10 protein-coding genes and 1 pseudogene are annotated in these 11,809 nt (G+C 59.7%); 5 read left to right on the top strand and 6 right to left on the bottom strand.

All coding sequences use genetic code 11. The features are described 5' to 3' along the window. The coding region (locus tag ASG51_RS12225; RefSeq protein ID WP_056381114.1) for a hypothetical protein at positions 1-372 on the bottom strand (372 nt) is incomplete at its 3' end. Continuing rightward, positions 372-980 (bottom strand): recombinase family protein, encoded by a 609-nt coding sequence (locus tag ASG51_RS12220; protein ID WP_056219640.1) that lies wholly within the window; start codon positions 978-980, stop codon positions 372-374. The genes ASG51_RS12220 and ASG51_RS12225, both read right to left, overlap by 1 nt. A 382-nt stretch (positions 981-1,362) precedes the next feature. On the opposite strand from ASG51_RS12220, the gene ASG51_RS12215 reads away from it, so the two are divergent. From ASG51_RS12215 to ASG51_RS12205, 3 genes are all read left to right on the top strand, one after another. Continuing rightward, positions 1,363-1,833 carry a response regulator gene (locus ASG51_RS12215; RefSeq protein WP_056381113.1) on the top strand — a complete coding sequence of 157 codons (471 nt, stop codon included), beginning with the start codon at positions 1,363-1,365 and terminating at the stop codon, positions 1,831-1,833. An 865-nt stretch (positions 1,834-2,698) separates the two neighbouring features. After that, on the top strand, positions 2,699-3,556 hold the full coding sequence (gene motA, locus ASG51_RS12210; protein ID WP_056381111.1) for a flagellar motor stator protein MotA: 858 nt from the start codon (positions 2,699-2,701) through the stop codon (positions 3,554-3,556). 28 nt (positions 3,557-3,584) lie between these two features. Continuing rightward, positions 3,585-4,505, top strand: a complete 921-nt coding sequence (locus ASG51_RS12205; protein ID WP_056381109.1) for a flagellar motor protein MotB — start codon at positions 3,585-3,587, stop codon at positions 4,503-4,505. A 452-nt stretch (positions 4,506-4,957) separates the two neighbouring features. Here the strand turns inward: ASG51_RS12205 and ASG51_RS24755 are convergent, their stop codons facing one another. Then, on the bottom strand, positions 4,958-5,113 hold the full coding sequence (locus ASG51_RS24755; RefSeq protein WP_210168764.1) for a hypothetical protein: 156 nt from the start codon (positions 5,111-5,113) through the stop codon (positions 4,958-4,960). A 708-nt stretch (positions 5,114-5,821) separates the two neighbouring features. Beyond that, on the bottom strand, positions 5,822-6,214 hold the full coding sequence (locus ASG51_RS12195) for a flagellar biosynthesis repressor FlbT (protein ID WP_082513996.1): 393 nt from the start codon (positions 6,212-6,214) through the stop codon (positions 5,822-5,824). A gap of 218 nt (positions 6,215-6,432) precedes the next feature. Between ASG51_RS12195 and ASG51_RS12190 the strand changes: the two are divergent. Beyond that, a pseudogene (locus ASG51_RS12190) lies at positions 6,433-8,055 on the top strand (flagellin); the annotation flags it as partial. A 336-nt stretch (positions 8,056-8,391) separates the two neighbouring features. Here the strand turns inward: ASG51_RS12190 and ASG51_RS12185 are convergent. Beyond that, complete coding sequence (locus tag ASG51_RS12185) at positions 8,392-9,144, bottom strand: IS6 family transposase (RefSeq protein WP_056381102.1); 753 nt, start codon at positions 9,142-9,144, stop codon at positions 8,392-8,394. A gap of 300 nt (positions 9,145-9,444) precedes the next feature. On the opposite strand from ASG51_RS12185, the gene ASG51_RS12180 reads away from it, so the two are divergent. After that, a complete protein-coding gene (locus ASG51_RS12180) occupies positions 9,445-9,780 on the top strand; it encodes a hypothetical protein (protein ID WP_056381100.1) in 336 nt (111 codons plus the stop codon). Between the two features lie 88 nt (positions 9,781-9,868). On the opposite strand, the gene ASG51_RS12175 is transcribed toward ASG51_RS12180, so the two are convergent. Further along, positions 9,869-10,867 (bottom strand): hypothetical protein, encoded by a 999-nt coding sequence (locus ASG51_RS12175; protein ID WP_082513997.1) that lies wholly within the window; start codon positions 10,865-10,867, stop codon positions 9,869-9,871. Positions 10,868-11,809 lie beyond the last annotated feature (942 nt).

Raw genomic sequence — 11,809 nt, 5'->3', positions numbered from 1 at the left:
CCAGCGACGGCGTTGATGCTCAGGGCGATCGTGGTTCATATGGCAGCGCTGGCAGAAGGCGGCGAGGTTCTTGGGCCCGTTGTTGGCGGTATCATGGTCGCGGTGCCCGGTAGCCAGGACCACGCGTGTGGTACGCACACGACCCAGGACATCATCGGCCCCGATCGCCAGGCAGATGAAGCGCCCAGCTCCGTCCCGCCACGAACCCTCCTCTCCGTCCCACCAGCGGCCATCGCCAAGATGGAAGACGCGCTGTCCGTGCGGACGGGCGCAGACCTCGCAGCGCCCCTTCGCTCGTTCGAAGCGGATCACGACCGAGAGCTGCGGCCAGTCGATCGGATAGAAGAAGCGGTGCTCGCGCCGGATCGGCATCAGGAGGATGCCTGCCGGGTCGCCGCAGCGGCTACGTCTGCCTGGCTGCGGGTGCGTGCCTGGGGGAAGTAGCTGTAGAAGGTATCCCGGCTGACCCCGAGGCGCTGGGCGATCGCCGCGATCGAAATGGTGCCCGAGTGCAGCAGGGCACGGCCCACCTCGATGTCAGCTGGCGTGAGCTTCTTTGGCCGTCCTCCTTTGCGTCCTCGCGCCAGGGCGGCCTTCAGCCCCTCCATGGTGCGCTCCCGGTTGAGGTCGAGGAAGTACTCGGCCATGGCGCCGTGCATCTGCAGGGCAAAGCGCCCATGCGCCGTATCGCTGTCGAACTGCTCGGTGAGGGAGCGGAAATGGACCTCCTTCACGCGCAGGGAGTCGATCGTCCGCATCATTTCGACGAGGGAGCGGCCGAGGCGATCGAGCTTCCAGACGACGAGCACGTCGGTGGGCCGTAGGTAGGCGAGGGCCGCCTCGAACTCGGGACGCTTGGTCCCGGCCTTGCCGGACTTCTTCTCCTCGAACAGGCGCTCGCACCCAGCCTTGGTCAGCGCGTCACGCTGCAGGTCGAGGTTCTGGTCGAGGGTGGAGACGCGGGCATATCCGACGAGCATGTCGGGATAGTGGTTCAGGCGCGTTTAATCTGCAATAGAAATCCGGTCATATTTTCCTGACAGAAATAAGCCGGTTTGAGGATGCTCGAACTGCGGCCCCTCCCGATGACGGGAAAACGATCGTTNAATCTGCAATAGAAATCCGGTCATATTTTCCTGACAGAAATAAGCCGGTTTGAGGATGCTCGAACTGCGGCCCCTCCCGATGACGGGAAAACGATCGTTTTCCATTCAATGGCGTTCGATGCACGCGGTGCATAACGATATGCACTGTAGGAGCGTCGGAGCCTTCTCAGCGCCAGTCCGGTCGGCAAGAAAGTTAAGGCTCATACCGCTAACATCGGAGTGCGGGACGACAGCATGCGCCGACAAGGTACCTTTTATGATCGGCGCTCCGAGCTTTCCCGATCTCTCAGCCCTTGTGGTCGATGAGAGCCTCTACATCCGCCGTATCGTTCGCGACATGCTGCAGCGAACCGGGATCAGGCGGATACAGGAAGCGACCGATGGAGCCGAAGCGCTTGGCTGTATCGCCGAAGCTCGCCCTGACTTGGTGATCCTGGATTGGGATCTGGCCATCCTCTCTGGCGAGGAGGTCATTCGCTTGGTGCGAAATCCAGAAACTTCTCCTGCTCCAACCGTGCCCCTGATCCTGATGATGGCTCAGCCACAGAAAGGCAGAGTTGAGCGCGCCGTCCGTTTGGGCGTGAATGAGGTCATCGCCAAGCCTTTCTCGCCTAAGACCTTGTGGTCCCGGCTCGATGAGGTCATCAATCGGCCGAGGCCGTATGAGACAGTCAAAAGCATGCTGCGCCCTATGGCTAGGCGACCAGTGGGTGTTGCAGCTTTTTAGGCAAGCATCCGATCCACTCACCGTCGCAGGCGGAGCCGCTGGCCTCGATGCCTCGACCTTCGGGGCGCACTCCCTGTGGGCTGGCTACACTAATGAGTGTGAGGTCTGCGCCCGTCCGCATAGGCAGACTGTCAGTAAAACGACCCATTCCCCGACAATCAAGATTTAGGGTTTCGTGCCGCTTGGTATAGGTCCCACGCCCTATTGGCCCCGAAGCAGGCGCATCCGAAACAGGCAAGGGCGGCGATCCCGGCCGTGATTAGACCTGGCGGCTCGTCGCGTATCGCGGCCGTCAGGATTAGCATGCCAGGGGCTACCCATAAAATAAAGGCGAGCATCCCGCCGAGGACCGCCGCGATTTCTCGCCTATTCATTTTTCACTCCAAACATCAAATAAAGGAACAGATTTCCGTCAATCAGATCTTTTATATTCAGAGCGGATCATTCACTCAGTTGGTATTGCAATATAATATGTCAGTCAGCGCCAGGACGGTACTGGATTTCCGGGAGGCTTTGATGATCAATGCCATACGACGCGTTATAACCGCACTTACCCTGATCGTATCCGGTCTCGACGCTCATGCGGCAGGTGAAACCACATAGCAGACGACGCAATCCGGCTTGGATCCACCGGTTCAGCGTTAGGGCAGGTCACCGTCTGAAGACCCTGCATGGCCATCTATAAGGTCTGATCCGCTAGGGTCCGACGCTTCAGTTCAAGCCCGCTCCACCAAGTTTCGGGACCAAGCATGCGATGATCCTCCAACCACGGCTCTAAACTCTCTGTTAATCTTAATCATTGATTTGTTGCATCATTAGTGGCTTCGCGTTGGCTGTACATGCCGCCGCCCAAGAGTGACAAATCATGCGGCTTGGCATCGGTGCAATAATCGTCTTCGCCTGCGTCTTCGGCAGCTACGCGGCGATGGGTGGCCACCTCGAAGTCCTTTGGCAGCCGTTCGAATTCGTCATCATCCTCGGTGCAGCAATCGGTGCCTTCGTTATCGGCAACACCGGGCCGGTGCTCAGAGCCGTGCCGGCCATGTTGGGCACGATCGTAAAGGGCCCCAAATATAGGCAGCAATGTTATGTCGAACTTCTGGGGATGCAATACTCATTGTATAAGCTTGTGAAGCAAAAGGGCATGATGGCCCTCGAACCTCACATTGAAAATCCGAGCGAGTCGACGCTGTTTAATGCCTTCCCGACTTTTGCAGCGAACGACCACGCGGTCGAATTCGTCTGCGACTACATGCGTATGGCGATGCTAGGCGCCAACAACCCCTTTGAGATCGAAGCTCTCATGGACGAGGAGCTGGAAACGCACCATGAGGAGCAGGAGGATGTCGTTTCGTCCATGCAAGCGCTCGCAGACGGAACACCGGCGCTCGGCATCGTCGCCGCCGTGCTTGGCGTGATCAAGACGATGGGAGCGATCAAAGAGCCGCCGGAGGTGCTGGGGCATTTGATCGGCGGCGCGCTCGTAGGCACCTTCTTTGGCGTGTTCGTCGCGTATGGCTTTTTTGGGCCAATGGCGCAGTCGCTCAAGAGCCTCCTTAAGGCCGAGTCCAAATACTACGCTTCACTTAAGGCTGGTCTCATCGCCCACATCAGCGGCCAGCCGCCGGTGATGGCGGTAGAATTTGCTCGGAAAATCTTGATGAGCGACGTCCGCCCGACCTTCAACGAAGTAGAAACGGCAACTGCCGCTCTGCCCGCCTAGATTTAAGGCAACCTCGAGCAGGTACTCGATGTCCACAGAACTCCAGCCGCTCATCGTTATCAAAAGGGTCAAGAAGGCCCGTCATGCACACCATGGAGGGGCCTGGAAGATCGCCTATGCGGACTTCGTGACCGCCATGATGGCGTTCTTTCTGCTGATGTGGCTGATCAGCATGACTACGGAGGAGCAGAAGGTCGGTTTAGCGGAATACTTTGCGCCGGCGGCTTTGAGCCCTCAAACCAGTGGTGCCGGCGGAATGCTGTACGGCACCGCCCTGGACACCTCCGGCAACAAGACGGCCACGCCGCGTGACGAAGCGCGGGGCTCTGCAGACACTTCAGGCGACAAGCCGTCCTCGCCGCGCGACGTAGCCAGGGGCTCTGCCGAGCAGAAGGACAGAACGCGCCCGACTAGGCCCAGTGATTCTGATGTCAGCCGTCCGGCAGTCAGCGAGCAGGCCAACTCCAGCGCCGCTGCTAGCCTGCGGCAGGCGCTCCAGAAGATGCCCGATATTGCTGAACTGTCGCGCAACATCGTGATTGAGCCTACCAACGAGGGCGTGAACGTTTCTATCGTGGACCAGGACGGCCGCTCCATGTTCCGCGAGGGCTCCGTCGACCCCTACGAGCACACCCGTCGCGTGCTAGAGGCACTCGCGCCCGCCATGCGCCGGCTGCCCAACAGCCTATCTATAGCCGGCCACACGTCTGCCACGCGCCCGGGTTCGGTGCGAGTCAGCGAGCCTTGGAGCCTCACCACCGGGCGTGCGCTCGCCGTGCGCGCGATCCTGGCGGGTGCCGGAGTTCCTAACGACAACTTCACTTCCGTAGTGGGACGCGCCGACACCGAGCCGGTTTTCGCCGACAATCCTTACATCGCGCCGAACCGTCGGGTGACAATCACTTTACTCAATGCGATCCCGGCGGCGCCCCCTAACCCTTTTCGCTGACGACAAGGCGCCTCGGCGCCTTGATCCAATCATTTTTTGATAGTCCTAGAGAGGCGGAACGGTGGAGGAACAGGCCGCCTTCAATCTGCTAGGACAGTGAGCCGAAAATTCTATTGCCGGAAAAACGGTCCCGAGGATCTCTGCCAGCTTCAGGATTGGTTCGGAACGTTTGCGAGTAGCGCCGCATGCGGGGTGCTTGGTACTGTGCCCGACGACAGGTCTCCGGATGAGGGCGACCCGTTCAGAGTCAGCTGGCCTTTCACGGTAGCATCCTGCAGGCTCTTCTTGGGTGGAGGCGGGGGCTTCCACAACAGCTTCGCCACTCCGCAAGCCACAACACAAAGCAGCCCGATCGCAATGGTTTCCCACGATGGCGATGGCTTGATTGCAAAGGCAATAAATCCGCCAATCGAAAACATAGCAATATACGGGTTGAAGGGCATACAGATCTTCTACGCCGCCTCTGTTTTATGGTCGTTAAAAGGATTACTTAAAAATTTTTCTATCGGAATGCCAAACGAGATCTGACTTTGTGGCGCGGCCATCATTTCGACGTAGAATTTTGAGCCTGAAATCTTGCGCTTGCCGGCGTAGGCGCGCAGTTGCAAGAGGTAACGACTTTCGCACGCAGTTGTGATCTGGCAGCTTCTGAGCGAGAAGAAGACGCACGTCGCGTTCAAGAACGGAAAGGGTCTGATGCTCTTTGAGGCTGAGTGCCCCCGTGAAGCCAAGGCGATCTGACTAACCTCAGAAACCGCGCTGCAGCACGCCTCTCAGCGGATCGCTGGCGAGTAACGCTAATCCCTTACCCGCGGCTTTACCGTATGGCCGGTCTCGTATGCCACGACGTCGGCCGTCCGGATGCGAACGAGCTTGGCCGGACGGATGTTTACGACATGGCCACGCGCGTGGCCTACGATGGGCGCGGATGTGGGGTGTCAGCATGCTCGAACGGTTATTGGGACATCTCAGGTACGCCGTGTCCTTAAAGGAGTGCTCGGCGCAGGCGCGAAATTCCGTCGAACGCCAACTCTTCATTAGCCTCGCGTCGCTGCACGAGGTCCGGGCGCGCAAGTTGATGCAGCAGGTCCGGAACAGTCACCATTCAAATCAGGCACCTCGAAAGTCCCGGATCGAGGAGGTCAAGGTCGGGACCTCGCTGCGGGCGGCATCGGGGCGCGGGATGCATCGCTTAGTCGAACGCAATCCCATACGTTAGGGGCAAGCCTTAGATTGAGGCTCGGGGAGAGTGACGATTACACTGAAGTCCGCGATAGGGGGTTTAAAACACGCTTCACCCAAGTCTCCGAGATCGTTCACTCCACCTTAGCTTCGCGGCGGCATTCAGCCTCAACAACCATTAGGGCCTTGCCTTTTTTAAACGCGACGTGCGTCTTCTTCTCGCTAAGTAACTGCTGGATCTCTAAGATTTGTGGAGCTGCGCTTGGAATAGTCTGCAAGATATGAACGGCCAACCGAGAAAGCTCGTTCAACTCCTCGAAGGGGTTCTCTTTAAGCACGATCTGCTGAAGCGCAAAGACCATTTTTGAGCAGGGCGAGGTAGCCTCGCTTTCCCGGATCATTTCGCTTTCGCGTAGGATGCGGCAATGATTTTTAATGACGAGGCTGACGCCGGAGCCAGCGTTACAGATCTCAGCGCCATTGATGTAGACCGTCTCACCAGGTCTAATCGTCAGCTTTAATGCCATTGCCTGAACTCCTTTTGAGCTAGCCGGTGCACGCTCGAAGGCGAGTATCTTCTATTTTCTGTTATGTCGGGCAGGTTAACGACTGATTAACCATACAGCCAAAACACACTCGTTGGCTGCAACTTGGTAGATTGATTTAAGCTGCGATTAGGAAGTCAGGTGCCCAAGTGACGTGCCTTCGAAATTAGAGGGTTTTTCGATCCAAAGGATCACCAAAGATGTCCAGCGTCACCCTTACCGCCGCGACCCGTCAGAACCTGCTCTCGCTGCAGGGCACGGCTGACCTTCTCTCCAGCACCCAGAACCGCCTCTCCACCGGCAAGAAGGTCAACTCGGCTCTCGATGACCCGACGAGCTTCTTTACCTCGCAGTCGCTGACCGGCCGCTCTGGTGATCTCGGCTCGCTCCTCAACGGCATTTCCAACGGCGTCCAGACCATCCAGGCCGCCAACCAGGGCATCACCTCGATCCAGAAGCTGGTCGACTCGGCCAAGTCCACCGCCAACCAGGCGCTGGCCGACAAGAGCTCTGTCTCCAACGGCACCCCGGCGACCTCCGCCATCCTGACTGCCGTGACCGGCTTCCAGGGCACCACGACGGCCGCAACCGATGGCACCCAGGACTTCTCGGGCACCCGAAACTCTACCTTCACGGTCGGCGACGGGACCAACACGACCACGATCACGCTCGATGCGACGACGTTGAGCGGCGTCACCAACAACGTCGCCAAAGCGACGGCCGATGATGTTGTCACGGCCATTAACAACCAGCTGGCCAACGACACCACCAACCCTGCCGCAGTCACTGCCTCCAAGACCACCGACGGCCGTATCGTCTTCACCTCGACCGCGACGGGTTCCGCTGCGTCCGCCGTAGTCACCAATACCGCGGCTAACGAAGTTGATATCGGCTTCGGTACAGCGGTGGCCGCACAGACGGCGACCGGCGCGGCCGCCAAGAGCAGCGCTACAGCCGCTGTTGTTACGGGTAGTACGGCAATTGCTACGACGGCCGATTTGACTACCTCTGCGACCTTCGACATTCAGCTCGGCTCAGGCCCGAAGAAGACTGTCACCGTCCCCGGCGGGGCAACGCCCGCTGCGACGACGAAGACTGAGATCCTGACTTCTATAAACAATCAGCTTAGTGCCGATACTGGATTTTCTGGAAAAGTCACTGCAAGCTTCGATGCCAACAACAAGCTTACCTTCACAACGACGGGAACCGGCTCTTCGGAGAAGGTCACCGTCAGCAACGCAGGCGGCGCTGATATTGGCTTCGGTACTGCTGGTACGGCGACTGTGCCCGTCGTCGGTTCGGGCGAAGGCTCGGCCAGCGGCACGAATGCGACTCGGACCTCGCTTGCGAAGCAGTTCAACACCCTTCTGGATCAGATCACTCAGCAGGCTAAGGACTCGAGCTACAACGGCATTAACCTGCTGTACCGTTCGGGCACCGACAAGGCTGAAAACTCGCTGAAGGTCAGCTTCAACGAGACGGGGTCTTCTAATCTAAATATTGAGGGCTCGAAGCTCGATGCCGACGGCCTCGGCCTCAATGCCATCACTGGTAATTTCCAGTCCGATGACGAGATCAACAAGGCGCTGACGGCCATCACTGCCGCCACCAGCCAGCTTCGCGCCCAGTCCTCGACCTTCGGCTCCAACCTTTCGGTGGTGCAGAACCGTCAGGACTTCTCGAAGAACCTGATCAACATCCTCGATACCGGCTCGGCCAACCTGACGAACGCGGACCTCAACGAGGAAGCCGCCAACTCGCAGGCCCTGTCGACCCGCCAGTCGATCGGCATCTCGGCCCTCTCGCTCGCCAACACGGCGCAGNAGGATTTCTCGAAGAACCTGATCAACATCCTCGACACCGGCTCGGCCAACCTGACGAACGCGGACCTCAACGAGGAAGCCGCCAACTCGCAGGCCCTGTCGACCCGCCAGTCGATCGGCATCTCGGCCCTCTCGCTCGCCAACACGGCGCAGCAGGGCATCCTGCAGCTCCTCCGCTAAGAGGATTAGCTTCAACGACTAGAGAGCGGCCGGGCGAAACCCCGGCCGTTTTCGTTCGAGCCACCGCCTACAGAAAGCCGGAGCCCGAATGGTCTTTGAAGGGGCCTGTCGCAAGCCGAGCCGTAGGTCGCAGGGGAGGCGGTATCCGTCTCGTTTTCAGCTTTTGTTAACCGCTTGAAGTCCGAAGCAGACCCCGAGCAGATGGTTCTGCTCACGGACGGTCCACGCGCCGGCAAAGCCGAAGCCCTTGCGTAGCCACAGCATGGCCTCGAAGCCGCAGATCGTGCGTCGGGCGGTGTGGAAGGAGCGGAAGCCAGCGATGCGCGGCATGTTCTTTTTGACCCGGAAGTGGTCGCTCTCGATGCCCTGCTGTAGGTGCTTGGTGACGTAGTGGGCCGGCACGCGGGGCAGCAGACCCTCTTTGCGGCTCTCAACGATAGCCGGTGGGTAGGTGCTGGCGCCATCCGTACCGATCCGGTCAGGAGCGAGAAGGGGCTGATCGTTCAGCATCTTGCGGAAGAACCGCTTAGCGGCGTCGAGGTCGCGGCTGACAGTCAGCAGGAAGTCGACAGGATTGCCGTACTTATCGATGGCTCGATAGAGGTAGCGCCACTCGCCGCGCACCCGGATGTACGTTTCGTCGATACGCACCGAGCCGCAGTGCGGCTTGCGGAACTGGCGCAGCCGCTTCTCGATCAGCGGCGCGTAGGCCAGGACCCAGCGGTTCAGGGTGGAGTGATCCACCTCCATGCCGCGCTCCAGGAACAACTCCTCGATATCGCGGTAGCTGAGCGGATAGCGCAGGTACCAGGAAACGGCCTGGACGATCAGCGCCGCCTCGTAATGCCGGCCTTTGAAGTCGGCCTTAGCGCGCTGCTTGAGCTTGGCGGCGATGGCGGACAGGATCATGGGCGGCCTCCGGTTCGGACGGCGCCATGCAGGTTGTATGGTCAACGCGAGGTAAACGCCGACGCTACCGCGTTTGCGACAGGCCCCTGCGCGCACCAATGGCGACCCGCGGAGGATATCCCCTGGTCCTACAGGCCAGGCGCATCCTGGAAAACGGCCCGTGCTACAGAGCGCTGCCCGAAATGCGGTAAAGTCCGTGAGCGGGACGTCTTCTGAGTGGCCTTGAGTAAATTCCGACGCCCCCCTCCCCGCCGGCCCGTGAGTAGATCGGGCGAGGCAGGCCTCAGTCGGAGTGCGGCGATGGCTTCAGGCGGCGTGACTGCGCCCAAATCGCGTCCCTTCCTGACGCTCAATCAGCTGCCGCTGTTCGCAGATGATCGGGACGTTGCCCGCGCGGTCGTGGGGCCGGATCAGGAGAAGATCCGCCACTGGCTCGCATCCGTACCCTCCCTGGAGATGAGCGGACTGCCAAAGCGCCATACGGTCTATGGCCGCTACGTGCCAGCGGTCAGGCTGTTCTATGAGCGCCAGTACGGTATCGGCCCTGCGGCGCTCACCCAAAGCGCCCGCGACGAGATCCTGGCGAAGCTAGACAACCAGCCGCCCCCGAAGCGGAAGGGGCGGCGTCTGGATTGAGGGTGAGCGCTATGCTGAGGACGAAAGAGGAACAGGGCGATCCCGACCCGCCACAAGGCGATAGGCCGTGCCACCCTGGTCTGAACTCTCAGGTCACCGGGATAGCAGGGAGCCCACCGTAGAGCGCAGCGTGCCCGACATAGTAGAGAGCGAGGAAGCACGCGAGGGCCGCTGCGTAGTAGGCAGGCACCAGCATCGTGGTTCGGGCTCGGACTGCGACACGGGCATCGTCGGCAGCAATGCCGAGCAGCACGACGATGATGCCGGAATGACCAATCGCATCGACCTTGCCGAACTGGATCACCGCTGAGACGAAGACCGCGGCCAGGATTATCGCGCTCATCCTGCGCACCAGGGGGGTCCAGATCAGCGCAAAGGCGAGGGTGAACTCGATGACCCCAGCCGCATTCATGAACAGCTCGTTCGAGAAGCCCATGGTCATCTCGGGCTTGGCTGTCAGCAGCGGGTCGGTCCAGTGCGGGTAGGCCCACTTCTCGACGGAAGCCCACATTAGGGTAACGGCGGCGCTCAATCGGACCACGTCGAGAGGGCGTAGACCAAACAAGGTGCGGTCGAAGCTGACGAGTGTCAGGTAGGCGGCGATGCCGAGGAAGACTGGGTAGTCGGCGAGGTGGAACGCGCCGTAGTTGAAGGTGGCAAAGCTAAACAGGAATACGATGCCAAGGGCGGCGAGGGGGAGCGTCTGCTTCCAGATCAGCGTCATCGCGATGCCGAGCTGCAGCCACGGGATCCAGGAGAGGTCGGTCTTCAGCTCGGGTGTGAGAATGATACCGCCGAGGTTCCAAAGCGACACGAAGAAGAACCCCAACGTGGCCCGGACCAGAAGGGTCGTGTCCGTGCGCAGTCGAGCGGTCACCCGGTCGAGGGCGTTGAGCAGGTACGTTCCAAGCGGCGTGCCTTCCATCAGGCAGCCGGCCATCAGGCATACGAGGGACAGGCCAACGAGCCACTCGAACTCGGCACAGAGCACCTGTTCAAGGCCCCGCGGCTGACCGGCGACATCGTAGGCGCAGAACCACTTCACGTGCGCACTCGCGCCACCAACTCCCAACAGCATCAGGGGCATAGACAGGCATACCGCCAGCCGTGAGGGGAGCCAGCTAGGAGCAAGCAGACGCATGAGGGGAAGCTCAGGGGTACGTAAGCGGGCACCCGCCCGCCTCAGTAGTTTCCTCGAAAGTTCCGTTGGACGCTAATGAATTGTTAACCTGTCTTTTCGGATGGTTAATCCGCCCGGCACCCTTTGCTTAACCCCTGCCTGCGAGAAACAGGCAGGGAGATGCGAATGGCGGTTCTGAGTTTGGTGTGTCTGGTGTCAGGGGTCATTTCGGCCAGTGTTGCTTCTCAGCGCCCTCGGCAACAGGCCGTTCTTGAGAGCATTGGCGGCGGCTTGCTCATCAGCGGCCTCTGCCTGCTAGGAGCAGGGCTCCCGCTGTTTCGATGAATGTTCGAGCTATGCCGAAGGCCAAACAAGCTCAGGTCGCGGCTAGCGCACCTGTCCGGTTAGAGGTCGTACCTCGGCGGGGCCTACGGCGCGAGGATGCCGCTCGCTATGTCGGTGTCAGCACCGCGAAGTTCGATGAATGCGTGAAGGACGGGCGGATGCCCAAGCCTTTCAGGATCGACGGTTGTGTGATCTGGGATCTGCATCGCCTCAATGCCGCGTTCGATGCGCTCAGTGAAGCCTCAGATGTATGCACGTACAATACTTAGAGCGATTTGACCGCGTAATATTGAATTAAAATGCAATGTCAATTACGTTGAAGGTAAACTTCTCACAAAATTTACTTGAAGACCGTTTCCTGATATACGATGACCCCCTCTCAGCGGGGGCTCCGCAGTAGAGCGGTCACATGTCAGAAAACACAGAAACTCAAACCACCAACTTCGTCGAACTCGCAGGCGACATTTGTCTGTCGTCAGATGATTTGGGACATTCAGCGGTGTTCAGGAGCGGAGGCTCTGGTCCATCTGGGGTAAGAGGTTAGGCAGCCTGCGCGTGATGGCG

This window comes from Methylobacterium sp. Leaf465, from assembly GCF_001424705.1.
GTDB lineage: Bacteria > Pseudomonadota > Alphaproteobacteria > Rhizobiales > Beijerinckiaceae > Methylobacterium.
Note: the sequence above shows the minus strand (reverse complement) of the source record. Positions and strands in the feature narration are given on the sequence as shown.

What these genes read in the sequence shown, in the direction of transcription:
- ASG51_RS12220 (WP_056219640.1), bottom strand. Translation starts at nt 980, where the DNA reads ATGCTCGTCGGATATGCCCGCGTCTCCACCCTCGACCAGAACCTCGAC.
- ASG51_RS12215 (WP_056381113.1), top strand. Translation starts at nt 1,363, where the DNA reads ATGATCGGCGCTCCGAGCTTTCCCGATCTCTCAGCCCTTGTGGTCGAT.
- motA (WP_056381111.1), top strand. Translation starts at nt 2,699, where the DNA reads ATGCGGCTTGGCATCGGTGCAATAATCGTCTTCGCCTGCGTCTTCGGC.
- ASG51_RS12205 (WP_056381109.1), top strand. Translation starts at nt 3,585, where the DNA reads ATGTCCACAGAACTCCAGCCGCTCATCGTTATCAAAAGGGTCAAGAAG.
- ASG51_RS12195 (WP_082513996.1), bottom strand. Translation starts at nt 6,214, where the DNA reads ATGGCATTAAAGCTGACGATTAGACCTGGTGAGACGGTCTACATCAAT.
- ASG51_RS12185 (WP_056381102.1), bottom strand. Translation starts at nt 9,144, where the DNA reads ATGATCCTGTCCGCCATCGCCGCCAAGCTCAAGCAGCGCGCTAAGGCC.
- ASG51_RS12180 (WP_056381100.1), top strand. Translation starts at nt 9,445, where the DNA reads ATGGCTTCAGGCGGCGTGACTGCGCCCAAATCGCGTCCCTTCCTGACG.
- ASG51_RS12175 (WP_082513997.1), bottom strand. Translation starts at nt 10,867, where the DNA reads ATGCCCCTGATGCTGTTGGGAGTTGGTGGCGCGAGTGCGCACGTGAAG.